The sequence below is a fragment of the Brevundimonas sp. UBA5866 genome (genome assembly GCF_002432125.1).
Lineage (GTDB): Bacteria > Pseudomonadota > Alphaproteobacteria > Caulobacterales > Caulobacteraceae > Brevundimonas.
In genome coordinates, this window is sequence record NZ_DJFS01000100.1 from 1 (window position 1) to 25,654 (window position 25,654).

The window sequence follows — 25,654 nt, forward strand, 5'->3', positions numbered from 1 at the left end:
CCTGAACGCGGGCCCGCGCCGGACCATGCGCCTCAGCGACCAGCACGGCCGCGACTATCCGGTTGAACTGGCGGGCCTTTCCAACACCGCGCCCCAGCGTCAGGCCGTCCTGAACGAAGGCGGCGAGCGTTTCGTTCTGCGCCCGTGGCGGGCCGTGGGTGGTGCTGACGGCGGTGTCGGTTCCGGCTCCATCCTCGCCCCCATGCCGGGCAAGGTGATCGCGGTCGAAGTGGTCGCAGGCGACACTGTCACCAAGGGCCAGAAGCTGCTGACACTGGAAGCCATGAAGATGGAACACACCCTGACCGCGCCCTTCGACGGTGTGGTCGAAGAGGTGAACTGCACCGCCGGCGACCAGGTTCAGGTCGAGGCTCTATTGGTCAAAATCGACACCGAGTAGCACTCGATAAACTGACGATTTAAGGGCCCTGCGAATGCGGGGCCCTTTTTCGTGCTCATAAGCAGTTGCAATCTACAGTTGTTGACATTGTTGAAAGCTGTGACAGCCTCATTGTGCAGCCTTAGGTTGATAAATTTGAGCAAGGAGGCTGAGTATGAGAGGGCATTTTAAAGCTGGGGCTGCGGCCCTTGTACTGATGTCGGCACAAAGCGCGACCGCTGGGCCAGAGTATTATCTTCCCGCCGGTACATATACTTCGCTAACCGGAACTTTCATCATTCAGGAACTGATCACGCTGAACTGCAGCGTAAACATAACGATCTATACCGAGGTCGATGGCTCGGCGGCTTGGGTGACTAGTATCGCGCTGTCAGGCGGATATCTCGGGCTGTGCGCGATCTATACGTTCGAAGACATCCCCTATCCTCTATACGTTTCTTCGCCTGGTCCAGGAGGCACAGGTCCCGCAAATACGGTGTTTATGCTGGCCACTAAGCTTAAGGGGCTTGGCTATTGCGGTGGCGATATTCCGTGGTCATGGAGCACGACGTACGCCACGGCCAACAACGTTATTTTACCGGGTCTAGGAACCCCGCCAGCAGACTGCACCGTGTCTGCGCATATTGCTTCGGGTAAGGCTTTAACGTTCGGTCGATATTGATCAAGGCGTTGGTTTGCCGGTTCTCTCCTCAAAAGAAGTCGGGTGTGGACCGGTAAGCGCCGCTTCAAGTTTAGCGCCGAAACATCGGCACCAATGTTTTTCAAGATTACAACCATAGATAGTTTAAGGCTTTTCCACGAATTTCAAAATTTGGTGATTTTTAAAGCTAAGGTTGCATGTTGACTCTCGTGTAGGTTGTGGGAATGCTCCACCTCGACCTCAATCTGAGGTTGCAATTGGGAGGAAACATTCCATGAAACGCATCATCGCTTCGTTCGCAGCTGTTGCTGCCATCGCCGTTGGCGCTCCGGCATTCGCTGGTGACCAAAACTTCCAGCCGCATGGCACCTATCAGAACCTGGGCACCACCTCGGCGCTCGGTACTCTGGCCGTCGAACAGACCGTTGCACTGAACTGTAATGCAGCGTTCACGATCTACTTCGAAAGCGACGGCAAGATTGCCTGGCTGACCTCGGCTTCGCTGAGCGGCGGCACTCTGGGCCTTTGCGGTCTGGTGAGCTTCCCGGCGCTGGCCCATGAAGTCCAAATCGAAAACCCGGGTCCGTCGGGCAGCGGCGTTGCCACCAAACTGCGCATCCGCAACCTCACGGTCGGTACCCTGACCAGCTCGTGCCAAGGCGACGTTATCGCCGATTGGGACAACGCAAACGGTATCCTGACCTTCAACAACGTGACCATTCCGGGCGTTGGCGGTGCCAAGGACTGCAAGATCAATGGCAAGCTGAAGGCTGCCAGCTCGCTCGTCGATATCGAGCGTAACTAAGTGAGTAAGGCCGGACGGCTGCCACTGTCCGGCCGGTCCTCCATGTTGCGATTAACCGATATCACGCATGGCTATGGCCCGGCCCGGTCCAGAACGATGGTTCTGGACCGGGTGAGCCTGTCCATGCCGTCTGGACGGATGTGGGCGCTTACCGGATCGTCAGGATCGGGGAAGAGCACATTGCTGAACCTGATCGGTTTGCTGGATCGCCCGCAGCAGGGACAGATCGAGATCGCGGGCCAGTGCGTATCGGGGCTGGATGCCCATGAAGCGGCCAAGGTCCGCAACCGCCTGATCGGCTTTGTGTTTCAGTCCTTCCATCTGCTGCCACGTCTGACCGCGTGGGAAAATGTGGCGCTGCCGCTGGTGCACCGTGCTGTGGGACGAAAGGCGCGCCGTGACGCTGCCATCGCCCAGCTGGAGCGGGTGGGCCTAGGTGACCGCATACACCACAGGCCCGAAGAGTTGTCGGGCGGACAGCGTCAGCGCGTGGCGATCGCGCGCGCGCTTGTCACCCGTCCGCGCCTGCTGCTGGCCGATGAGCCGACCGGAAATCTGGACAGCGAGAGCGGGGCGATGGTGATGTCGTTGCTACGCGACATCAACCTGAACGATCAGGTGTCCATCCTGATGGTCACCCACGACGACCGACTGGCAGCCAGTTGTGACCACCGGATCGTCATGCGTGATGGCCGTATTCTTCCGCCGGTAAGGGGCTAGGAAGAATGGGGTTTTCCGCGGGGGGCGTCTGGACAGAGCTGGCACGCGAGGCTGTGGCCAGTCTTCGCTCGCAGGGCCGCCGTTCCCTGCTGGCCCTGCTGGGCGTGATGATCGGCTCGGCGTCTATCGTGGCTTTGATGAGTTTTGCCCACATCGCCCGTACAGAGGTGATGTCCCGCTTCAAGGCCGTGGGCGTGGATACGGTGCAGATCAGCCCCGATACGGGGGGCGAGAACTGGCTGGAGCCGGCCTTGATCCATGCTGTGATGGCATCCGACCCGCGCGTGGCAGTCACAGCGCCCCTGGCGGTCAGCCGCGCGACGGTGCGCATCGGTGATGCGGCGACATCGGCATCGGTTGCGGCCATATCACCCGAAGCCTTGGACATGTTGAAACTGGGCGTATCGCAAGGGCGTGACCTGACACAGATAGACGGCTGTAACGGGGCTGCCGTCATAGGGGCGCGAACCGCGCGCGAGACGCGTGCCCGTCCTGGCGATCAGGCTTTTATCGGCGGCTACGGCTATCAGGTTGTCGGTATTCTGCCGGTTGTCGCCCCGCAGGCCCTCAATCCGGTTTCGCCCGACGAGACGGTTTTCATCGGTCTTGGCTGCGCACGCAGGGTGATGACCCGCGAAGGGTTCAGCCATGCTCTGGTGCGCGTCCAGCCGGATATCGACCCGTCCGAATGGGGGGCGGCCCTCCAGAAGCAGATGCAGTCGCGGGGTCAGCCCGTAAAGACCGTCACCCCGCGCGAAATGATCGAGGCGATGAAAAGCCAGATGAATCTGATGTCGGCCATTCTGATCGCCATCGGGTCTGTGTCCCTGTTGGTCGGCGGCGTGGGCGTGATGAACGTCATGCTGATGTCCGTGATGGAGCGCCGACGTGAAATCGGTCTGAGGGCGGCCATCGGCGCGACCCCTTCAGAGATCGTTTTCATCTTTATCGTCGAGGCCGTGGCCCTGTCTCTGGGTGGTGGATTCCTGGGGGCGCTGGCCGGTGTGGGCATGACGACACTGGGGTGTCTGGTCCTGCCGATCAGCTTCGCATTCGATCCCTCGGTCATGCTTTGGGGCACCGGAATCGCGGGCGCGGTCGGGCTGGTTTTCGGTATCCATCCGGCGGTTTCGGCCGCGCGGATTTTGCCAGTGGAGGCGCTTCGTGCGGACTAGTGTTGTGGCGTGGTTATGCGCGGTCGCGGCGCTGCTGGTGGTGACCGAACCCGTGCCCGCTTTCGCCAGGAGCGGACAGGTGGCGGGTGCCGTGCTGGATCTCACCCTGGAAGAAGCGGTGGCGCTGGGCCTGCGTGACAACCGCGACCTGCGATCCTTGCGCATGGCGCGGGCAATCGACCGTTTCGATCTGTTTCTGGCGCACCGTGCCTATTGGCCCAGTGCAGGCGTTTCGGTGTCGGCGATCCGCCGCAAGTCGGACGGACTGCCCGCGACCGAAGACCTGACTGTATCGCCCAGTATCCGGTGGACCAGTCCGGTCGGTACATCTGTGTCTGCCGGCTGGTCGCGTTATGAGCCGCTTGATGGCCGCGGCGGAGCCAGCACAGGCTTTTCCATGACCCTGAGCCAGCCTTTGCTGAGAGGGGCCGGTTGGGATGTGAACATGGCGCCGCTGCGTCAGGCGCGTATCGGGGCCGAGATTTCACGTCTTCAGGAAGAACAGGCAGTTGCCAGTCTGGTTGACCAGATCACCTATGCCTATCGCAACCTGATCCAGACACAGGAGCGGTTGGAACTGGCACGAATGGGGCTGGAGCGCAGCCGCCAGCTGTTGGAAACCAACCAATTGCTGATCGAGGCCGGACGTATGGCGGCGGCCGATATCGTCCAGACCCAATCCGATGTCGCCAATCAGGAAGTGGCACTGTTGGAAACTGAGCGGGCTCTGACGGCATCGCAGGCCCAGTTGCTGACCCTTCTGGCGCTGGAACCGAACACACCGATACGGGCGGTCGATGCGGTGGATGTGCAGCCGGTCGAGATCGACGAGGACGCCGCCGTCGCCTTTGCCTTGGCAAACCGCACGGACATCCGGGTCCAGAAGCTGGGTCTGGAACAGGTCGAAATGACCGAGAAGCTGGCGCGGAACAACCGGCTTTGGGATGTGTCGCTGAGCGCAGGCTTTGACCGGTACAGTGACGGCACCGGCGGGCGCGAAGTCGGTTCCCACTCCGTAGGGCTTCAGCTCAACATCCCGCTGGGCGATTTCACGGGCAGGCGCAATGTGATGGCCGCCAAGGCATCGGTGCACTCCGCCCACCTTCGCTATGAAGGAAATCTGGAGCGTGTGGAGCGCCAGATACGCGATGCCGTGGCCGAGGTGGCATCTCGCTGGAGACAGCTGGAGGCGGCACTGCGGGCCAAGGATCTGGCCGCGCGCAGCCTCGAACTCCACAACGAGCGTTTGCAGGCGGGAAGGGCCAGCAATTTCGAGGTGCTTTCCCTGCAATCCACATTGCGCGCCGCCGATGCGCAGGCGCTTTCGGCGCGCATTGCCTATGCCAATGCGCTCACCGCACTGGACCAACAGTTGGGGAGGACGCTGGAGACATGGCAAATTTCCTTGGAAGATTGAAACGGCGTCCGCGCCTGGTGTTGGCGGTGACGGGGGCGCTCGGCCTGGGGGCCATGCTGCTGGCGTTCTCGCGATCGGATGAGCCACAGGCCGATACGCCTATGGCTAGCTATGTGGTCGCCGAAGAACCGTTTGTGATCCGCCAGTCGTTTTCGGGCCGCATCGCGCCGGGTGAACAGGTCGAGGTGCTGTCGCCCGGTGATGCCAGTGTGCTGGAAATCGGTTTCCGCTTTGGCGAGAGGGTCGAGGCCGGGCAGGTGCTTTTCCGGCTGAACCCCGACGATGTGTGGCGCAACCAGGCCGAGGCCCGCATCGCCTATATGACAGCCGAAGAAGCCGCCCGGAAAATGCAAGTCTGGGCGACGGGGCCGGAGATGCGACGTGCAGAGCGTGCATTGGAAAACGCCCGCTATCAGTTGTCGGATAACGAGCGCCGCCACGACGAGGCCAGACGCCTGTATGATCGCGGGCTGATTGCCCGATCCGAAATGGAAAGCCAGCAGAACAGTCTGCGTCAGGCCCGCGAAGCCGTGGTGGCGGCGCAGGAAGACCTGCAGACAACCCGCTCACGCGGCTCGGGGGTCGAGCGTGACGTGAGCTTGATCCAGCATGGGCTGGCCGCCACACGCCTCAAGGAAGCGACGGCGGGCGCAAGTTCGGTCATCACTGCGCCCAGGGCCGGTATCATGGTCCGTCCCCAATCCAGCAATCCAGGGCAGGACAATGGCCCCAAGGTCGGCGGCAAGGTCTCGACGGGGCAGAGCCTGGGCGTGATCGCGGCGATGGATGGTCTGGATGTGGCGTTCCGCGTGGACGAGGCCGATCTGGCGCTGCTGGAGGTGGGCACGTCTGCCGATGTGACAGGACCGGGCTTTAACGGGCGGACGCTGAGCGGACGGCTGATCAGCGTGGCGGGTGAGGCCGAGGCTTCATCTACCTCTGACAAGACCCAGTTTGCGGCGCGTGTACGGTTGGATCCGCTGTCGCCAGAGGATGCATCCACCTTGCGCATCGGCATGACCGGCAGTGTCAGCCTGACGCTCTACAAGGCTGAAAAGGCCATATCCGTGCCGGTTGCGGCCCTGATCAATGGCGGGCCCCAGCTTCGCTTGAGAAAGGCGGACGGTCGCATCGAAACGCGCTCGATCCAACTGGGCCGCGTCGGGCCGGACAGGGCGGAAGTGCTGTCCGGGCTGAAGGTCGGAGAGACGGTGGTCTGGCCGATCGGCGGCGACTTCAACCCATAGGGTTCAGTCGGTCGATTTCCATGTGCCCGCGGTGGTGCCGTCATAGGCGGTGGCCTCGAACACGCCGCGGGCGATGGCGCGGGCGAGGGTGTCGGCGGCGATGTTGCCGAGGCGGCTGACGGCGATGTTGCGCTGGGCCGGATCGTCGATTTTGATCTTGCCCGTGGACAGGACGAACACCGTATCCCCGTCGAACGGGGCGTGGGCCGGACGGATCGCGCGTGACAGGCCGTCCTGCGCCATGATGGCGAGCCGCTGGCATTCAACGCGGCTGAGCGCGACATCGGTGGCGACGACGGCGAGGGTCGTGTTCTCGCGCGGGCGCGGATTGAATTTGGCGCTGCCCCAGTCCTCATGGGCGGCGGACAGGTCGGCGGAGCCGAGGCCGCCGAACTCGTTACCGATCTCGAAGGGGGCGGCCCAGAACTGGCGGCTGTCGGGTGCGATGACCGAGCCGACGCTGTTGACGGCGGCGATGGCCCCGACGGTCCAGCCGTCACTCGTGACGGAAGAAGCCGAACCAATGCCGCCCTTCAGACCACCCGCCTGTGCGCCATAGCCTGCGCCTGCGGTGCCGAGGGCGAAGGTATCGCCCGCGCCTTCCAGAGCCTCTACTGCCAAGCGGCGATAGGGCGGGTCCATGCCCCACTGTTTGTCGCCGCCATTGGCGAGATCATAGAGGCAGGCCGCGGGCACGATGGGCGAGGGCGGAACGCCTGCGCCGCCGCCCATGCCATAGCCGCGCCCGCGCATCCCCATCCATGCGGCGATGCCGTCGGCGGCGGCGAGGCCATAGACCGACCCGCCCGACAGGACGATGGCGTCCACCTCCTGCACCAGATTTTCAGCCTTCAGCACATCGGTTTCGCGGCCTGCGGGACCACCGCCGCGCACATCGACGGCGGCGACGGCGGGCGTTTCGGCAAGGATGACGGTCACCCCCGTGCGGGCCTTGGCGTCGTGCGCCTGACCGATCTTGAGGCCCGCCACATCGGTGATCAGGTTGCGCGGTCCGGTCTGTCCCTTGGGCTTGGTCACGCGGGTCTCCTGTGCGGCGGCACCTGTGGCAGCGGCAGCGGCACCGATGATGGCTCCGCTGAGAACGGTTCGACGGTTCATGATGCAGGCTCCGCTGGCGGCTTCAGTTGCGGCGTGGCCGTGACCAGCCTTTGTGTCGCCGGATGGGTGGGGTTCGCAAGCACTGTTTGGGTCGCGCCTTCCTCGACGATACGGCCTGCCTCCATCACCAGCAGGCGGTCGGTCAGGCGGCGCACGACTTCCAAATCATGGCTGACGAACAGCAAGGCGATGCCGTGTTCGTGCGTCAGGTTGGACAACAGGTCGAGGATGCGCGCCCGCACCGTCACATCCAGAGCCGAGACGGCTTCGTCCAGAACGATCAGATCCGGCTTGGTCATCAGGGCGCGGGCGAGCGCCACCCGTTGTCGTTGGCCGCCCGACATCTGGTGCGGCAGACGGTTGAGGAAGCTGGCGTCGAGGCCGACCTGTTCCAAGGTTTGGGCGGCGAGGCGCTCAGGATTTTCCGGCGGAGTGTCGAGCAGATGCAGGGGTTCGCACAGCGAGCGGTAAACGCTCCAGCGTGGATCAAGGCTGGCCCCCGGATCCTGAAAAACGGGCTGGATGCGTTGGCGCATCTGGCGTTGGCGGGTTTTGTCGGTCCAGTCGTGGCCGTTGATAAGGACGCGCCCGCCCTGAACCGCCTCCAACCCCGCCAAGGCCCGTAACAGGGTGGACTTGCCACAGCCGCTTTCGCCGATCAGGCCGACGCTCTCACCGCGTTTGATCGACAGGCTGACGCCCTCTACGGCGCGGATTTGCGGCCCCTTGCCGAACAGTTTGCGCGAACCGGCATAGGTGCGGACCACATCCACAGCTTGCGCCACCACCGGCGCGTCGGGTGCGGGCAGGCGAGGCGGCGGCGTGTGCAGGGCATCGCGCAGCAGGGCTTGGCCATAGTCGCTGGTCAGACCCTCGCGGCCCAAGGCTTCGGCAGGGGCGGTCTCGACGATGCGGCCTTGGCGGATGACGACCGCACGGTCAGCTCGTTCGCGAGCCACGGCCAGATCGTGCAGGATCAGCAGGAGGCCCGAACCGCCTTCCTTGGCCCGCGCACAGAGCAGGTCCAGCACCCGCGCCTGATTGACGGGATCAAGGGCGCTAGTGGCCTCGTCGGCGATCAACAGGCGCGGTTGCAGGGCGGTGGCCATGGCGATGGCCACGCGCTGGCGCTGGCCACCGGAAAGCTGGTGCGGATAGAGGTCGAGAGTAAAGCGCGGTGCCGCCAACCCTGCATCATCCAGTGCCTTGCGGGCGGCAGCGCGGCCCTCGCTGCGGGAACAGCGGGTGTGCAGGCGCACCACCTCGCCTACCTGATCGCCGATGGGCATGACAGGGTTCAGTGCCGTCAGCGGTTCCTGAAACACCATGCCGATGTTGCGGCCGCGGATGGCCTGTAGCGCACGGTCATCCAGTTCGGTCAGGGACTGGCCTTCGAGCACGATATCGCCGGTGATCTGCGCCTGATCGGGGGCGAGGCCCAGCACCGACAGGGCGGTCAGCGACTTGCCCGACCCGCTTTCACCGACAAGGGCGACGATCTCTCCCGCGGCGACGGACAGACTGATGTCCGAAAGAAGAGCGCGCCCATCGAGCGTCAGCGACAGGTTGTGGATGTCCAGAAGGCTCATGCTCAAACCTCCCGACGCAGGCGCGGGTCGAGGCGGTCGCGCAGGCCATCGCCCAGCAGGCTGAGCGCCAGCACGGTGACGAAGATAGCAAGGCCGGGGAAGATGGCCAGCCACGGGGCCGTGCCGATCAGGGTCTGGCTCTCGGCCAGCATCCTGCCCCAGCTGGGCGCGGGCGGCTGTGCGCCAAGGCCGAGATAGGACAGGCCCGCTTCGGCGGCCACGCCCACGGCGAACTGCACCGCGGCCTGAACGCTGAGCAGGCCCAGAACATGGGGCAGGATGTGTTGAACCGAGACGGACAGGTTGGATCGACCCGCCGCGCGGGCGGCGGTGACATAGTCCCTCTGCCACAGGCCGCGTCCGGCCCCGCGCACCATGCGCAGAAAGACGGGGATGTTGAACACACCCAGCGCAATGGCGGCGTTGAGGGCGCTCGGCCCCGTCGCGGCGGCCAGCATGACGGCGGTCAACAGCGACGGGAAGGCAAACACAAGGTCGCTACCGCGCATGATGATGTCATCGGCAAAACCCTTGCGCGAGGCGGCCCAAAGGCCCATCGGCACACCGAACAACAGGCCGATGATTACGCCTGCGCCCGCAACGCCCAGACTGTTGGCGGCCCCCGCCATTACCTGTGACAGCACATCGCGGCCTAGTGCGTCGGTACCGAACAGGTGGCCTGCCGACGGGGCCATCAGGCGGGCGGTAGTGTCCTGCGCCAGCGGGTCTTGCGGCGTCCAGATCATGGCCAGCACGGTGGTTGCCACCACGGCAACAGCCAGCGCCAGCCCGATCTTGAGCGATAGCGGACGGATGGCGCGAATACGGTCGAAAGCAGCGAAGATCATCGGCCGCTCCTGTCGCTGTCACGCTGGCGAGGGTCGGCCACGGCATAGGCGATGTCCACCAACAGGCTGACGATCACCACCACGGCGACCAGCACCATAACCACGCCCTGCACCACGATCAGGTCGCGCTGGCTGACGGCCTGGAAGGCCAGACGGCCAAGGCCGGGCAGGGAAAAGACGTTCTCGATCACTACGCCACCCGCCAGTAGGAAGGGCGCTTGCAGCCCCAGCACCGTCAGCACCGGAATCCACGCATTGGGCAGGGCGTGACGGATCAGGGCCGCATGGCGCGAAAGGCCCTTGGCGCGGGCGGTGCGGACGTAATCCTCGTTCAGGGTGTCCAGCAGGGCGGTTCTCAGCACACGGGCCAGAATGGCCGCTTGCGGCGCGGCAAGGGCGATGGCGGGCAGGACGAGCGAGGTCCAGCCGCTGTACCCGCCCGCCGGAAGCCAGCCGAGCGTGACGGAAAACAGCAGGATCAACAGCAGACCCAGCCAGAAGTTCGGAATGGCTATGCCCGCCTGCATCAGGGCGATCAGGCCGCCGTCCGCCGCCTTGCCGTGGTTGCGGGCGGCCAGCACACCGACGGGCAGGGCGACCAGCACCGACAGCACCAGCGCAGACAGGGCCAGCGGCAGGGAGACGGCCAGCCTCTCTCCGATGAGGGCCGTGACGGGCGTCTGATAGGTATAGCTGATGCCGAAATCACCGCGCAGCAGCCCGCCTGTCCACACCAGATACCGCTCGATCAGACCGCCGTTCAGCCCCATCTGTTCGCGTAAGGTGGCGATGGCCTCGGGGCTGGCGTTCAGGCCCATCATATAGGCGGCGGGATCACCCGGCAGCACCTGCAAGAGGCCAAAGATCACCACCGATGCCGCGAGTAAGGTCAGGCCGTGGCCGACCAACCGCTTGGCTGTCCACGCCGGGCCCAGTTTCCACACGCTGAAGGCGAGGGCGGCGATCAGGCCAATGGCGATGATCCAGCCCCATGAGAGGTTTGAGGCCGTGAGGGATGCCGCAGTCGTGCCCGCGCCTTCGCTGTGGACACCTGTCATGTCATTGGCGGCGATGGGGGCATTTATCCACAGGCCGTCTATGCCTTGGCGCGACACGCCAATGCGCGAGGACTGGAACAGGAAAACATTGACCGCATCGTCAGCGATCAGGCGCTGAAGGTCGCCCAGCAGCTTGAGCCGCGTGGCCTCGTCCGGCGCGGTGTTCACCTGCGCCAACAGGGCGTCAAACGCCGGGCTGTCATAGCCGAAATAGTAGTCCTTGCGGCCATAAATGTCATAATCCATCGGCTCGACATGCTCGACGATGGTCAGGTCGAACTGCTTGCGGCCAAACACCTGATCGAGCCATTGCGCCCATTCCAGCGTCTCGACCTTCACCCGAACACCGGCTTCGGCCAGTTGCGACACCAGTACCTCGGAACTGCGGCGGGCATAGGGGCGCGGCGGGATGCGCAGCGTCACGTCCAGCCCGTTCGGATAGCCTGCCTCGGCCAGCAGTTGGCGGGCCTTTTCCACATCGTGTGGATACCGGCCCGTCAGATCGACATAGCCGGACGCCTGACGCGAATAATGGCTGCCGATCGGCTGGCCGAACCCGAACATGGCCCCGTCGATGATGGCCTTGCGGTCGATGGCATAGGACAGGGCGCGGCGCACGCGGACGTCGTTGAACGGTGCGCGGGCGTTGTTCATCGCCATGATGACCTTGCCCTCGGACAGGCCTTGGGTCACCCGCAGGGCGGGATTGCGACGCAGCTCGCCCACCGTCTCCGGTGCCGGATAGTTGGGGAAGGCGTCCACATCGCCCGCGCGAACGGCGGCGAAGGCGGCGGCGGGGTCACCGATAAAGCGGAACACTACGCGGTCGGTCTGCGGGGCGCGGCCCCAATAATCCTCGCGGCGAACCAATTCCAGCTCGCCCCCGCGCTGCCAGCGGGCGAGGCGATAGGGGCCGGTGCCGACGGGCTGGGTCGCATTGGTCGCGGCGCTGGCGGGCGACACCATGGCCGCATCGCCCCACGCCAACAGATAGGGCAGGTTGGCCACGGGCCGCGACAGGCGGATGGTGACGGTGTGGGCGTCGATCACATCCACCGCACGGATGGGCGTGAACAGGGCCTTCTGCGCATTGGTCGAGCCCTCGGCTACGATACGCATCAGGGCATAGCGGACGGTGTTGCCATCAAAGGCCGAGCCGTCGCTGAAGGTCACGCCGCGCTTGAGGTGGAAGGTCCACGACAGGCCGTCCGGAGACGCGCTCCAGCTCTCGGCCAGTTGCGGCGCGACCGTGCCATTGGGTGTCAGCCGCGTCAGACCTTCAAATATGTTGGCATAGGTGATCTCGTCCACCGCCGCCGCCGCGCCCGTCGTGGGGTCCAGATGTGGCGGCTCCAGTGGTACGCCGATGACGATCCGGCTTTGCGGCGCGTCGGCTGAGGCCACAGGCGCGACCATCAAGGCCAGCCCCGTCGCCAACACCTTGACCACGCGCAATACGCCAGATTTTGCCTTGAAAAATGCCAAGTGGACCTTACCGGACTGATTAGTCGTGTAAATTTGGGAAGTGTAAGCCCTATTTAGCGCGTGTAGGATACCCTTCTCTGCATCGATTGAAAGAATGTTAATGGAAATATAATCTTGATTGTTTAGGGTAAATTATAAATGCTCAAAGGGGAGATTGTGCATTGTTTAGAAAATTTATTGGAATATACTTAGGTATTATTATTATTGCGCTGTCATATGCGTATGCAGGAATTCATTATTTGATTTATGATATAGTAGACGGTTTAGGATCTATTATATTTGGCATTATATTTTTTATCGGTGCTGCCATTTTTGCTGTGAGTACTATATATATTGTTTTTAAGTATATTCAAAATGTTGGAGCCAAGGCTTCAACTGCAGTTAAAGTGTTCGGAGAGCGTAAGCATGCAACGCGTCCGACGTTTGCCGTACAAGCAGGCGTATCAACTGCTGATGAGTTACAAAAATGGGCCGTTCTTTTGGAGAAGGGACTTATCAGTACCCAAGAGTACGAAAATGCTAGAAAAGAGCTTTTGCGTCCTACTGCGATAGATGCAGGTGTGCAAAAGTAAAAAAGGCGGCCCGCCAAGGCCGCCCTTTCCATTTAAAACTCCATGCTCAGCCTCACGCCCACGGTGCGGCCCTGACGGGGGCTGGTGGTGGGGCGCGACGAGGAGTTGAAGCCGTTGCGGGTCTCTTCGTAATAGGTGTCGAACAGGTTGCGCGACCACAGCGAGACGCGCCAGTTGGCGTCTGACGGACCAGCGGTCAGGCTGGCGTTGAACAGCCAGTAGGCGTCGATGATCGAGGATGCGGTGACGGAATATAGCTCGTCGCGGTAGTTGTAGTTGGTCTCGGCGCGCAGGTCCCAGCCCCTGAACATCCAGTCATAGGCGACCTGACCGCCATAGTTCAGCTTGGGGAAGCCGAGGCGTTCGCCCGAGCGGTCGTTGGTGATGATGGTGTCCCACGGGCCGTCGACGGGGTTGGCGGCGTCGGTCGCCGCGCCGTCGATTGCGAAATACTCATCGTATTTGCCGGACTTGTAGCCGAGGTTCTGGCTGATGGTCAGGCCGTCCAGCGGCACCCACGTCAGCTCGATCTCGCCGCCATAGATGCTGGATTCCGGCACATTGGTGATCTTGCCGAGACGGCCACGCTCGCGGTCGTATTCCAGACCTTGGACCTGCTGGTCCTGATAGTCGTAATAGAAGACCGCACCGTTAAGGCGCAGGCGGTTGCCGAACAGGTCCGACTTGATGCCCGCCTCATAGGCGATGACGGTTTCGGGCCTGAACGGCGTCGCGGAGGTGGCGTTATAGGTGGTGAATCCGCCCGACTTCACGCCGCGCGAGATGCTGGCGTACAGCATGGCGGTGTCGGTCAGATCGTATTCCAGACCCAGACGGCCCGAGAACTCCGACATGTCGGTTTCATAGCGTGTCGGCGCGGGCGGGATAGCGGGAGCCGTCACGGTGCCGGCGCTCAACAGGGTGCGCTCTTCGCTTTCCCAGCGCAGGCCCGCGATCAGGTTCAGGCGGTCCGTCACCTGCCAGCTGTTGTGGGTGAACAGGCCGAACGCTTCGACGTCCTGCGCATAGGCGGTGTTGATTAGGCCGCTGATGCCACGGAAGCGGGTGTAGAAACCGCCATCGTTGCTTTCGTTGGCATAGTGGCCGCCGACCATCCATTGCACCGGACCGCCGCTGTTGGAGGCCAGACGCACCTCCTGCGCGAACACCTCGATCTCGTTGTAGAAGTAGGTGTCGCTTTCGGCGAAGCGGGTGCCGTCCCAGTCGTTGTATTCGTTGCGCTTGAAGGTCTGCCAGGCGCTGATCGAGGTCAGGTCGGCAAAGCCGAGGTCGGACTTGATGCGCAGCGACAGGTCGAACCCTTCGTTGTCGCGTTGGGGTTTGGCATTCAGCGGCAGGCCCGCCACGGCCGCCATATCCGGCGCGATCTGCCACCCTGTAATGCGCCATGCCGTATCCGCCGGATAGGTGATCGAGCCATCGGCCACGCGGTACGGACCCAGCAGGCGGAAGCCGAGGCCGTCGGACTGGTCCTGCTGCCAGGTGGCGGACAGATCGACGGTGGTGCTGTCGCTGGCATCCCACGTCAGGCGACCACGGATGGCGGTCTTGTCGGCATCGCCGAGGGCTTCGCCCGTGTCGCGGTGGTATTGCCACGCGCTGCCCTGTTCGGTGGTGGCAGCAAGGCGGCCCGACAGGGTGTCGGTTATCGGGCCGGAAACGTAGCCTTCGACCTTGTATCGGTCATAGCTGCCATATTCGGCGTTGAAGCCGCCGCTCAGATAATCGGTCGGGGTATTGGTGATGATGTTGACCGCGCCGCCGGTGGTGTTTCGGCCATAGAGGGTGCCCTGCGGGCCGCGCAGAACCTCCATGCGGGCGATGTCGAACAGGGCCCCTTGGGTCGTCACCGTATAGGGATGGGCGACCTCGTCCACATAGACGCCGACGGTGGAGGCATTGTTTGACGAGTATTCGCGCGCGCCGATGCCGCGGATGCGGAACTGGGGCTGGCCGCTGCCGTACTGGCTGTCGACCTCCATGTTGGGCACGGCATTCTCGAGGTCGTTGACGACACTGATGGCGCGCTCGTCCAGCGTCTGGCCGCCGATGATGCTGAGCGAGACGCCCACGTCCTGACTGGCCTGTTCGCGGCGCTGGGCGGTGACGACGATGTCGCCGACGCGGGCGACCTGCGGGTCTTCGGTCACGACCTCTTCGGCATGGGCGATGCCGCCGATGGCGAGAGCCAGAAAGCTGGCGGTCGAGGCAAGAAGGGCCTTGGTCATGGACGTCTCGAAGGGCAGTTGACGGACAGGGCGAAGGCATGCGTTCCGCCGTTCAAGCGTACGGGCACAGCCATCATGGGCGAATGTTCGATGGGGGGCGGGTGTCTGGACGGACGGATGGGCCGCGCTCGGACCATCGATGACAACAGCGTCAATATTCGCAATGCACAACTGCACATTGCAGTGCAAAAACATCGCCCGTCAACGTCGTACTTTTATAGCAAGACTGACCTAGGGTCAGGCTCGGTTTATCCCAGTGCGTAGGGGATGACGCCGCGCTCGTTAGGAGTGACGTGCAGGGTCCGGTCGATCGGCGGAAAAGCCCGCTGTTGGCAGTCCGTCCGTTCGCAGATGCGGCACGACACCCCCATGCGTATCGGCGGGCCGTTCAGGTCCAGCCCCGCCGCATAGACCAGTTGGTCCGCATGCTCGATCTCGCAGCCGAGGCCCAAGGCATAGCGACGGTCCGGCTCCAGATACGATCCGCCCGGTTTGGACACGCTCTTGGCGATGCAGATGTAGCGGCTGCCGTCGGGCATTTCCGACAGGTTCACAAGAATCCGGTCGGGCGAGCTGAAGGCTTCGTGCACGTTCCACAGCGGACAGGCCCCGCCGAAACGGGCGAACTGGAAGCGGGTGGCACTGTGGCGTTTGGTGATGTTTCCCGCCATGTCCACGCGGGCGAAGTAGAACGGCACGCCGCGCCAGCCGGGGCGCTGTAAGGTGGACAGGCGCTGGCACACCTGTTCGAAACTGGTGTGGAAGCGCTGGCGCATCAGATCGACGTCATGGCGCAGGTCGCGGGCGCTGTCGAGGAAGCGGCGATAGGGCATCAGGATCGCCCCTGCCGCATAGTTGGCCAGCCCCACGCGGCACACATCGGTGGCGGCCTGGGTGTCGAAATTGGCGCGGACCAGCTCGTCCTCGATTGCGTCGGCAAAGACCAGCAGACCCAGTTGGTGCGCCATCTGGAAGCTGCGGGTCGCGGCGGGCAGGGCAGGGTCGATATAGAGGATGCGCGCCTGCGGGTCATAGCGCCGCATCAACCCCTCGCCATAGGCCACCCGCACACCGCATAGGTCGCCAAGCGCCTGTTCCAACAGTCGTTCGGGGTGGTTGGCGGCCCCGATGGACAGGCGCTCGGCCAGCTGTTCGGCGGCCTGGTCCAGCACGTCGATATAGTTGTCGCGATAGTGGAAGAAGTCGCGCACGGCCTCATAGGGCAGGACGGGGGCGGACACCTGTTTCTCGTCGCGGCCCAGCGTCTCGTTCAGGGTCTTTAGGCGGTCATCCAGACGGCGATAGTTCTGGTGCAGGGTCAGGAACTGCCTCGCCAGACGCGGCGCATTGGTGACGGCGTGCTTCAGTTCGGCGGGCGAGGGGATTTCGCCCGATCCCGCCACGTCGGTGACCGCTTCGCGCAGGTCCGCGATCAGGCGGGCGTCACCCTCCAGGTCAAAAATGCTGGCGTCCACGTCAAAGGCGCGGGTGAGCGAGATCAGCACCCGCGCGGTGGCCGGTCGCTGGTTGGTTTCGATCTGCGAAAGATAGGATGGCGACAGCGCCAGACGGCTCGCGCACTGGTCCAGGGTCCAGCCTTTGGCCTCACGCAGTTTGCGAACCTTGTTTCCCAGAAATAGCTTTTCGCCCATTTTGCAACTTTGCAAACGCTCCCAAAATCCTTGGCAAAGTCACACAGTTCCGCACGATTTGCAAAGTTGCGATTGCCTTTTTGCAAGGACCGCTGTTCTTTTCAGAAACATTTCGTGAGGGAGTCGGATTTCCATGACACAGGCCATCCTCGAGGAACTCGAGCGCCGTCGCGCCGCGGCCCGTCTGGGCGGGGGCGAAAAGCGCATCGCGGCCCAGCATGCCAAGGGCAAGCTGACCGCGCGCGAGCGCATCGACGTGCTGCTTGACGAGGGCAGCTTCGAAGAGACGGACATGTTCGTGGAGCACCGCAGCCACGACTTCGGCATGGACAAGCAGCGCATTCCGGGTGACGGCGTTGTCACCGGTCGCGGCACCATCAATGGCCGTCTGGTCTTTGTCTTCTCCAAGGACTTCACCGTTTTTGGCGGCTCTTTGTCGGGCGCGCATGCGGCCAAGATCGTCAAGCTGCAGAAGATGGCCCTGACGGCGGGTGCGCCGATCATCGGCCTGTTCGATGCGGGCGGTGCGCGTATTCAGGAAGGCGTCGAAAGCCTAGCCGGTTACGCCGACATTTTCCTGCAGAACACGCTGGCTTCGGGCGTTATCCCGCAGATCTCGGTCATCATGGGCCCGTGCGCGGGTGGCGATGTTTACTCGCCCGCCATCACCGACTTTATCTTCATGGTGAAGGACACGTCCTATATGTACGTGACCGGCCCCGACGTGGTGAAGACCGTCACCAACGAGGTGGTCAGCCACGAGGACCTCGGCGGCGCGCGCGTCCATGCGGGCAAGTCGGGCGTGGCCGATGGCGCGTTCGAGAACGACCTTGAGGCTCTGGCCGAGGTTCGCCGCCTGATCGGCTTCCTGCCGCTGTCGAACCGCGAAAAGCCGCCGGTGCGCGAAACCTATGACGAGGCCGACCGCGAGGAATCCTCGCTGGACACCCTTGTTCCCGCCAACCCGAACCAGCCCTATGACATGAAGGAACTGATCCTGAAGGTCGTCGACGAGGCGGACTTCTTCGAGATCGGTGCCGACTTCGCCAAGAACATTATCTGCGGCTTTGGCCGCCTGGATGGCCAGACTGTCGGCATCGTCGGCAACCAACCGCAGACGCTGGCGGGCGTTCTGGATATCGACAGCAGCCGCAAGGCCTCGCGCTTCGTGCGTTTCTGCGACGCCTTCAACATCCCGCTGGTGACCTTTGTGGACGTTCCGGGCTTCATGCCTGGCACCAAGCAGGAATACGGTGCGCTGATTAAACACGGCGCCAAGCTGCTGTTCGCCTATGCCGAGGCGACGGTGCCCAAGCTGACCGTCATCACCCGCAAGGCCTATGGCGGTGCATACGATGTGATGTCGTCCAAGCACCTGCGCGGCGACGTCAACTATGCATGGCCGACCGCAGAAATCGCCGTCATGGGGGCCAAGGGCGCCGTGGAAATCATCTTCCGCAAGGAAGCGGGCGATCCCGAAGCTCTGGCTGCGCGTGAAGCCGAATACAAGGAACGCTTCGCCAACCCCTTCGTGGCGGCAGGTCTCGGCTATATCGACGACGTCATCATGCCGCACGGCACGCGACGCCGCCTGATCAAGGCCCTCGGCACTCTGAAGAACAAGGTCCAGGAAAACCCCTGGAAGAAGCACGACAACATCCCGCTGTAGGAGGAAATATTGTCATCTGTGCGAATTCCTAAACGGGAACCAGAAGTCGTAAAGGCTGAGGCAGATCGCTTCCATTCTGGGGATGACGAAAAAGTGCCGACCACTACGGTCGGTGATGTTTCGGTCGATGGCGTCAGCATAAGCAGCAGGTACGACAAAGCTCATGAGCTAAAGATTATGGTTTCTGTCGTTGAAGCGCTTCCACTAAAATATCGAACACTGATCAATTCCGTATTTTGCGATAGCAAGGCTCAGGCTTGTTATTCGGTAGAGCTGAATCCTTGCTCTCGCGTTCAAGCAGAAAAACTAGCAGCAAAATTTGAAGAGCTGATCATGTCTCACTCTTCTGGACACAACGGTGTTTACTTCAACGGTGCGGCCGGAACGTCTCTGGTTCTCGACCCAAACTGGCCCTTTGAGGAGGGTCTAGATGACGAAGCTGAGTGAAACAAATGTTCGATAAAATTCTGATCGCCAACCGCGGCGAGATTGCTGTTCGCATCATCAAGACCTGCCGCAAGATGGGCATCAAGACGGTGGTGGTTTATTCCGACGCCGATGCCGGATCGCTGGCGGTCGAGATGGCGGATGAGGCGGTGCATATCGGCCCGTCGCCTGCGGCCCAGTCCTATCTGATCCAAGACAAGATCGTGGATGCGGTGAAGCAGACGGGCGCACAGGCTGTGCACCCGGGCTTTGGCTTCCTGTCGGAAAACGCCAGCTTTGCGCGTCGTCTGAAGGAAGAGGGCATCGCCTTCATCGGTCCGAACCCAGAGGCGATTGACGCCATGGGCGACAAGATCACCTCCAAGAAGTTCGCCGCAGAGGCGGGCGTATCCACCGTTCCGGGTCACATGGGCCTGATCGAGACGACCGAAGAGGCCGTGAAGATCGCCCGCGAGATCGGCTATCCGGTCATGATCAAGGCCTCGGCTGGTGGTGGCGGCAAGGGTATCCGCGTCGCCCATTCCGACGAGGACATGGCTGAGGGCTTTGCCGCCGTTAAGGCCGAGGCGATCAACGCCTTTGGTGACGACCGCGTCTTCCTTGAGAAGTTCATCGTCGATCCGCGCCACATCGAGATTCAGGTGCTGGGCGACAAGCACGGCAACGTCATTCACCTGTTCGAGCGCGAATGCTCGATCCAGCGCCGCAATCAAAAGGTCATCGAAGAGGCCCCGTCGCCGCTGCTGGATGAAGCCACCCGTGCCGCTATGGGCGCACAGGCCGTAGCACTGGCCAAGGCCGTGAACTATGACAGCGCCGGCACCGTCGAGTTCGTCGCAGGGCAAGACAAGTCGTTCTACTTCCTCGAAATGAACACCCGTCTTCAGGTCGAACACCCTGTGACCGAACTGATCACCGGCGTCGATCTGGTGGAACAGATGATCCGCTCGGCTTGGGGCGAGCATCTGAACCTCAAGCAGGAAGATCTGAAGATCAAAGGCTGGGCCATCGAGAGCCGCATCTATGCCGAGGACCCCTATCGCGGCTTCCTGCCGTCGATTGGCCGTCTGGTGCGCTATGAGCAGCCTACCGAGGGCGAGCAGGACGGCTATGTCGTGCGTAACGATAGCGGCGTCCGCGAGGGCGACGAGATCAGCATGTTCTACGACCCGATGATCGCCAAGCTGTGCGCATGGGGCGAGACCCGCGATGCGGCCATCAAGGGCATGGCCCGCGCTCTGGAAGACACCCACCTTGCGGGCCTAGGCCACAACGTGCCCTTCCTCGCGGCGGTGATGGATCAGGAACGCTTCCAGTCGGGCAAGCTGACCACCAACTATATCAAGGACGAGTTCCCCGAAGGCTTCAACGGCGTTGCGCCGACCGCCCTTCAGGTGAAGCAGATGATCGCCTCTGCCGTCGCCATGAACGAAGTCATCGCCGAGCAGGATGGTGACCCGTCCGAGCGTTCGGAATGGACGGTTCTGGTCGGCAAGGACGCATACGAAGTCGAAGTCGGTTACGACGAGGCCGAAGACCTGAACGTCATTATCAATGACGAGGTGGTGGTGCTGTCGGAAATCGACTGGCGTCCGGGCCTGTCCCTGTTCCGCGCTGTGTTGGACGACGAAGCGTTTACGCTGGAAGTGAAGCGCGCCGCCGATGGCTTTGATATCCGCTCGCGTGCCGCAAAGGCCCGCGTACGTATCGTGCGCCCCGAAGTGGCCGAGCTTTATGCCCTGCTGCCCGAGAAACAGGCCGCCGACACATCCAAGCTGACGCTGTCGCCGATGCCGGGCCTTGTTGTCGACATCCCCGTCGTCGAAGGTCAGGAAGTGAAGTCGGGCGAAACCGTCGCCATCATCGAAGCCATGAAGATGCAGAACATCCTCAAGGCCGAGCGTGACGGCAAGGTGAAGTCCGTGAAGGCCAAGGCCGGCGACCCTGTCGCCGCCGACGACGTTCTGGTGGAGTTCGAGTAAGATCCATGAGCCAATTCCCCGTCCCCTCGCCACTGGAATGGCGCGACGCCGCCATCAAGGCGCTGAAGGAGCGCCCGCTGGAAAGCCTCGTCCATTTGGATGCGGACCAGCTGGCGACCCGCCCGCTGTATGGCACGGCCAACGCTTCGGGATCGGTGTTCGCGCCGCGCCCCAGCGACAGCGAAGGCCGCGCGTGGGACCTGCGCACCATCAACGAGGGCGGGGATGCCGCTGCCATGAACAAGGCGGTGCTGACCGATCTGGAAAACGGGGCCGCGTCGGTCCTGTTGTCGGGTCCGGTGGTGAAGGATGCCGCCGCACTGGCCACCGCGCTGGAAGGCGTGGCGCTGGAGCTGGCTCCGGTTGCGCTGGATGCCGGTTTTGACGGAGTGAAGGCGGGCGATGCGGTGGACGCCGTGGCCAAGGCTTCGCCGCGCGCCAAGCTGTCGTTCCACCTCGACCCGATCTCGGCCTATGCCCGCTCGGGCGGTGCGCCGGAGGACTTTGCCAAGATCGTCAGCGAAGCGGCGCAAAAGGCTGCCGTCTGGTCGAACACCTATCCCGAGGCGCGTCTGTTCCTCGCATCGGGGCAGGTCGCCCATGAGGCAGGGGCTTCGATCGGTCAGGAACTGGCCTTTGCCCTGTCGTCGGCGGTGCTTTACGTCAAAACGCTGGTGACGGCGGGTGTGCCGGTTGAAAAGGCGCTGGCCTCGGTGACGCTGGGCGTCGCGGTGGACCAGCAGTATTTCGACAGCCTTTCCAAGATCCGCGCCCTGCGTATCCTGTGGTCGAACGTGTCCAAGGCTTTCGGCCATGAGGTTCAGGCCCAGATCGAGGCCCGTTCGTCGCGCCGTATGCTGGCCTCGCGCGATCCGTGGCCGAACATGCTGCGCCTGACCGCCGCCGGATTTGCGGGCAGTGTCGGCGGGGCCGATATCGTGGTGCTGGATGGCTTTACCCGCGCCGCCGGTCTGCCGGATGATTTTGCCCGCCGTCAGGCCCGCAATACCCAGCTGATCCTGATGGAAGAGAGCAATCTGGGCCGCGTCGATGATCCGGCCTCGGGTAGCTGGTATCTGGATGCCCGCACCCGCGAACTGGCCGAGGCCGCATGGACCGAGTTTCAGGCCTATGAGGCCGAGGGTGGCATCGTCGCCTTCCTTGAGGGCGGTCTGGTGCAACAGCGCGTCGCCCGCGCCCGCGAGTTTGCCGAAAAAGCCTATCAGAACGGCGCGGCGCATATCGTCGGTGTCACCAAATTCGTGGACCCCGATGTGCGCGGCGTGGTCGTCAGCCAGGCCGATGACGAAGTGCCGACCTATGGCGCGTTCGAGCCGCTGAAACCCGTCCGTATTGCCGCCGCGTTCGAGGAGGCAGGCCAATGAGCTTCCCTGATTTCTCCAAGCTGACACTGGAACTGGGCACCACGGGCCAAGGCCCCGCCCGCGAGGCATGGACCACGCCCGAGGGCATCACCGTCCAGCCGTCCTATGACGCCTCGGCCATCGAGGGCCTCGACTTCCTCGAGGGTCTGCCCGGTTTTGCGCCCTTCGTGCGCGGCCCGTATCCGACCATGTATGCCGGTGCGCCGTGGACGATCCGCCAGTATGCGGGCTTCTCTACGGCCGAAGAGTCCAACGCCTTCTACCGCCGCAACCTCGCGGCGGGCCAAAAGGGTCTGTCGGTCGCCTTCGACCTTGCCACCCACCGCGGCTATGACAGCGACCACCCGCGCGTGAAGGGCGACGTCGGCATGGCTGGCGTGGCCATCGACAGCATCCTCGACATGCGGACCCTGTTCGACGGCATCCCGCTCGACAAGATGTCGGTGTCGATGACCATGAACGGCGCGGTTCTGCCGATCCTCGCCCTCTATGTCGTGGCGGGCGAAGAGCAGGGCGTCGAGCACGCCCAACTGACCGGAACCATTCAGAACGACATTCTGAAGGAGTTCATGGTCCGCAACACCTACATCTATCCGCCGTCGCCCTCGATGCGGATCATTTCGGACATCTTCGAGTGGACCTCGAAGGAAACCCCGAAGTTCAACTCGATCTCCATTTCCGGCTACCACATGCAGGAAGCGGGGGCGTCTGCGGATATCGAGCTGGCCTATACGCTTTCGGACGGCATCGAGTACCTGCGCGCGGGCAAGGCTGCGGGCATGGCGGTCGATACCTTCGCGCCGCGCCTCAGCTTCTTCTGGGCCATCGGCATGAACTACTTCATGGAAGTGGCCAAGATGCGCGCCGGTCGCCTTCTGTGGGCCGAGGCCGTGAAGAAGGAAGGCGGCGTCAATCCGAAGTCGCTGTCGCTTCGTACCCACTGCCAGACCTCCGGCTGGTCGCTGGCCGCGCAGGACGTGTTCAACAACGTGCCGCGCACCATGATCGAGTGTATGGCCGCCGCCGGTGGCCAGACCCAGTCCCTGCACACCAATGCTCTGGACGAGGCACTGGCCCTGCCGACCGACTTCTCGGCCCGCATCGCCCGCAACACCCAGATTTTGGCTCAGCAGGAAACCGGCCTGACGCGCGTGATCGACCCTTGGGGCGGCTCGCACTATGTCGAGCGCCTGACCCACGAGATCGCCACCAAGGCCCGCGCCCTGATGGCCGAGGTCGAGGAATACGGCGGGATGGCCAAGGCCATCGAAGCCGGTATTCCAAAGCTGCGGATCGAAGAGTCTGCTGCCCGCACTCAGGCCCGTATCGACACGGGCCAGCAGACTGTGGTCGGCGTGAACAAATATCTGAACCCTGTCGTTGACGACATTCCGATGCTGAAGGTCGACAATGCCGAGGTTCGCGCGCGCCAGATCGAGAAGCTGCAACGTCTGCGTGCCGAGCGTGACGAGGCGGCCGTGCAAGCGGCTTTGACCGAGCTGACCAATGGTGCACGCGGCAATGCCAACCTGATGGAACTGTCGGTGCGTGCCGCCCGTGCCAAGGCCACCGTGGGTGAAATCTCCGACGCGCTGGAGGCCGCCTTCGGTCGCCATGTCGCCGAGGTGAAGACCGTCTCGGGCGTCTATGCCAAGGAAGCGGGTAACGATCCGAAGGTCGCCCGCGCTCGCGACATGGTCGCCACCTTTGTCGAGAATGATGGCGGTCCGCCGCGCATCCTGATCGCCAAGCTGGGCCAGGACGGTCACGACCGTGGTCAAAAGGTTGTGGCGACCGGCTATGGCGACCTCGGCTTTGACGTGACGGCGGGCGCTCTGTTCCAGACGCCTGCCGAAGCGGCCAAGGATGCCGTCGAGAAGAACGTCCACGCGGTCGGCGCCTCGTCGCTGGCGGCGGGTCACCTGACGCTGGTGCCGGAGTTGAAGGCCGAGCTGGCCAAGCTGGGCCGCGAGGACATCATGATCGTGGTCGGCGGCGTGATCCCGCCGTCGGATGTGCAGCCTCTGCTGGATATGGGCGCAGCCGCCGTCTATCCGCCCGGTTCGGTGATCGCCGACACGGCAGCGGACCTGATCGAAAAACTGAACGAGCGTCTGGGCTATGCCCAACCCAAAGCGGACAAGAAGTGATGATCGGTAATCTGAACCACGTTGGCGTCGCCACGCCGTCAATCGAGGAGTCGATCAAACTTTATCGCGACATCCTCGGCGCGACCAAGATCGGCGAGCCGTTCGATCTTCCGGCGCAGGGTGTGAAGGTCTGCTTCGTCGATACCCCGACCGCCCAGATCGAACTGATCGAGCCGTTTGACGAGAACAGCCCGATTGTCGGCTTTCTCGCCAAGAACCCCAAGGGCGGTCAGCATCACGTCTGTTTCGAGGTTGAGGACATCCACGCCGCCGTGGCCGAGATGCGCGCCAAGGGCGTGACCATCCTCGGCACCGGCGAGCCGCGCATCGGCGCCCACGGCACGCCTGTCGTCTTCCTTCACCCGAAGGAGATGGGCGGCGTCCTGATCGAATTGATGGAAAGCCCCAAGGGCGACCACCACTAAGACAAAGAGAGGCCCGCAGGTGACTGCGGGCCTTTTTCGTTTCGCGCATACAAAAAGGCCCGCTCGGTTTCGGGCGGGCCTTTCGTTTTAGAAGATGATCTTGCGGAAGTTGATCCGGAAGGTACGGCCCATCGGGTCCAGATAGTCAGGCTGATAGGACAGGGGGGTATTTCCCTGTGCGTCCGTCACCTTGATCTTCTCGTCGAAGATGTTCTCGATGCCGATCGAAACGCGCGAGCCAGCCAGCCACGGGAATTTCTCGACCCATTTGGTGCGCTGGCCCAGATCCGCGAACATGTTCAGGTTCACGGTCGCCAGGTCCGAGAAATTCAGGTCGCCCGAGTTACCGCCCGAGATACGCGTGCCCTCGGCCCAGTTGGCGTTCATGAAGGCGCCCATGCCGTTCTTGAATACACCGGCCTGAAGCTGGATCTCGTTGCGGGATTGTCCACCGCGCGTGCCGGTCGCGCCGNNGCCGCCGTCCAGCAGGTCGATGACCGGCAGACCGTCACGGATCGTCAGCTCATCGGTCATGCGGTAGGTGTGATAAAGGCTGACGTTGAAGCGGCCCTGGCCCGGCAGCATCTGGCCACCGCGTCCACCGCGACCGCCGCCGCCCA

Annotated in this window: 20 protein-coding genes; 14 read left to right on the forward strand and 6 right to left on the reverse strand. The window is 63.0% G+C overall.

Going from position 1 to position 25,654, the window contains the following annotated elements:
- The 7 genes from B3H86_RS13685 to B3H86_RS13715 all read left to right on the forward strand — a co-directional run.
- On the forward strand, positions 1–400 hold a 400-nt coding region (locus B3H86_RS13685), incomplete at its 5' end, for an acetyl-CoA carboxylase biotin carboxyl carrier protein subunit (RefSeq protein ID WP_292054897.1).
- A gap of 154 nt (positions 401–554) precedes the next feature.
- Positions 555–1,061 (forward strand): hypothetical protein, encoded by a 507-nt coding sequence (locus B3H86_RS13690; protein WP_292054898.1) that lies wholly within the window; start codon positions 555–557, stop codon positions 1,059–1,061.
- A gap of 253 nt (positions 1,062–1,314) precedes the next feature.
- Positions 1,315–1,845 carry a hypothetical protein gene (locus B3H86_RS13695; protein WP_292054900.1) on the forward strand — a complete coding sequence of 177 codons (531 nt, stop codon included), beginning with the start codon at positions 1,315–1,317 and terminating at the stop codon, positions 1,843–1,845.
- Between the two features lie 96 nt (positions 1,846–1,941).
- Entirely contained in the window at positions 1,942–2,565 is a 624-nt protein-coding gene (locus B3H86_RS13700; protein WP_292054902.1) for an ABC transporter ATP-binding protein, read from the forward strand.
- 5 nt (positions 2,566–2,570) lie between these two features.
- Positions 2,571–3,740 (forward strand): ABC transporter permease, encoded by a 1,170-nt coding sequence (locus tag B3H86_RS13705; protein ID WP_292054904.1) that lies wholly within the window; start codon positions 2,571–2,573, stop codon positions 3,738–3,740.
- Positions 3,730–5,157: a TolC family protein gene (locus B3H86_RS13710; protein ID WP_292054909.1), complete on the forward strand. Its 1,428-nt coding sequence runs from the start codon at positions 3,730–3,732 to the stop codon at positions 5,155–5,157. Before B3H86_RS13705 ends, B3H86_RS13710 begins: the two co-directional genes overlap by 11 nt.
- Positions 5,133–6,404 carry an efflux RND transporter periplasmic adaptor subunit gene (locus B3H86_RS13715; protein WP_292054911.1) on the forward strand — a complete coding sequence of 424 codons (1,272 nt, stop codon included), beginning with the start codon at positions 5,133–5,135 and terminating at the stop codon, positions 6,402–6,404. The genes B3H86_RS13710 and B3H86_RS13715 overlap by 25 nt, the downstream gene beginning before the upstream one ends.
- A 3-nt stretch (positions 6,405–6,407) precedes the next feature.
- Here the strand turns inward: B3H86_RS13715 and B3H86_RS13720 are convergent, their stop codons facing one another.
- From B3H86_RS13720 to B3H86_RS13735, 4 genes are read right to left on the reverse strand one after another with little or no spacing between them, the layout of a single operon-like run.
- The gene (locus B3H86_RS13720; protein WP_292054913.1) at positions 6,408–7,523 is read right to left on the reverse strand and encodes a P1 family peptidase; all 1,116 of its coding nucleotides are present in this window, start codon (positions 7,521–7,523) and stop codon (positions 6,408–6,410) included.
- Entirely contained in the window at positions 7,520–9,112 is a 1,593-nt protein-coding gene (locus B3H86_RS13725) for a dipeptide ABC transporter ATP-binding protein (RefSeq protein WP_292054914.1), read from the reverse strand. Before B3H86_RS13725 ends, B3H86_RS13720 begins: the two co-directional genes overlap by 4 nt.
- Positions 9,113–9,114: 2 nt before the next feature.
- Positions 9,115–9,960, reverse strand: coding sequence for an ABC transporter permease (locus B3H86_RS13730; protein WP_292054916.1), 846 nt, complete (start codon positions 9,958–9,960; stop codon positions 9,115–9,117).
- The gene (locus B3H86_RS13735; protein WP_292054917.1) at positions 9,957–12,467 is read right to left on the reverse strand and encodes an ABC transporter substrate-binding protein; all 2,511 of its coding nucleotides are present in this window, start codon (positions 12,465–12,467) and stop codon (positions 9,957–9,959) included. The genes B3H86_RS13730 and B3H86_RS13735 overlap by 4 nt, the downstream gene beginning before the upstream one ends.
- A 197-nt stretch (positions 12,468–12,664) precedes the next feature.
- Here B3H86_RS13735 and B3H86_RS13740 point away from each other — a divergent pair, with 197 nt between their 5' ends.
- Complete coding sequence (locus tag B3H86_RS13740; protein ID WP_292054918.1) at positions 12,665–13,075, forward strand: SHOCT domain-containing protein; 411 nt, start codon at positions 12,665–12,667, stop codon at positions 13,073–13,075.
- Positions 13,076–13,107: 32 nt separating this feature from the next.
- Here the strand turns inward: B3H86_RS13740 and B3H86_RS13745 are convergent, their stop codons facing one another.
- Positions 13,108–15,324, reverse strand: coding sequence for a TonB-dependent receptor (locus tag B3H86_RS13745; RefSeq protein ID WP_292054919.1), 2,217 nt, complete (start codon positions 15,322–15,324; stop codon positions 13,108–13,110).
- Between the two features lie 248 nt (positions 15,325–15,572).
- Positions 15,573–16,976 carry a helix-turn-helix domain-containing protein gene (locus tag B3H86_RS13750; protein ID WP_292054921.1) on the reverse strand — a complete coding sequence of 468 codons (1,404 nt, stop codon included), beginning with the start codon at positions 16,974–16,976 and terminating at the stop codon, positions 15,573–15,575.
- 133 nt (positions 16,977–17,109) lie between these two features.
- Here B3H86_RS13750 and B3H86_RS13755 point away from each other — a divergent pair, with 133 nt between their 5' ends.
- Genes B3H86_RS13755 through mce form a run of 6 tightly spaced genes read left to right on the forward strand, consistent with a single transcriptional unit; the run spans position 17,110 to position 25,034 of the window.
- Positions 17,110–18,645, forward strand: coding sequence for an acyl-CoA carboxylase subunit beta (locus B3H86_RS13755; protein WP_292054922.1), 1,536 nt, complete (start codon positions 17,110–17,112; stop codon positions 18,643–18,645).
- 9 nt (positions 18,646–18,654) lie between these two features.
- Positions 18,655–19,092: a hypothetical protein gene (locus B3H86_RS13760; RefSeq protein WP_292054923.1), complete on the forward strand. Its 438-nt coding sequence runs from the start codon at positions 18,655–18,657 to the stop codon at positions 19,090–19,092.
- Between the two features lie 5 nt (positions 19,093–19,097).
- Positions 19,098–21,074: an acetyl-CoA carboxylase biotin carboxylase subunit gene (locus B3H86_RS13765; protein ID WP_292054924.1), complete on the forward strand. Its 1,977-nt coding sequence runs from the start codon at positions 19,098–19,100 to the stop codon at positions 21,072–21,074.
- Positions 21,075–21,079: 5 nt separating this feature from the next.
- Positions 21,080–22,459, forward strand: coding sequence for a methylmalonyl-CoA mutase family protein (locus B3H86_RS13770; protein ID WP_292054925.1), 1,380 nt, complete (start codon positions 21,080–21,082; stop codon positions 22,457–22,459).
- Positions 22,456–24,609, forward strand: a complete 2,154-nt coding sequence (gene scpA, locus B3H86_RS13775; protein WP_292054927.1) for a methylmalonyl-CoA mutase — start codon at positions 22,456–22,458, stop codon at positions 24,607–24,609. Before B3H86_RS13770 ends, scpA begins: the two co-directional genes overlap by 4 nt.
- On the forward strand, positions 24,609–25,034 hold the full coding sequence (gene mce / locus B3H86_RS13780; RefSeq protein ID WP_292054928.1) for a methylmalonyl-CoA epimerase: 426 nt from the start codon (positions 24,609–24,611) through the stop codon (positions 25,032–25,034). The genes scpA and mce overlap by 1 nt, the downstream gene beginning before the upstream one ends.
- Positions 25,035–25,654: the final 620 nt, after the last annotated feature.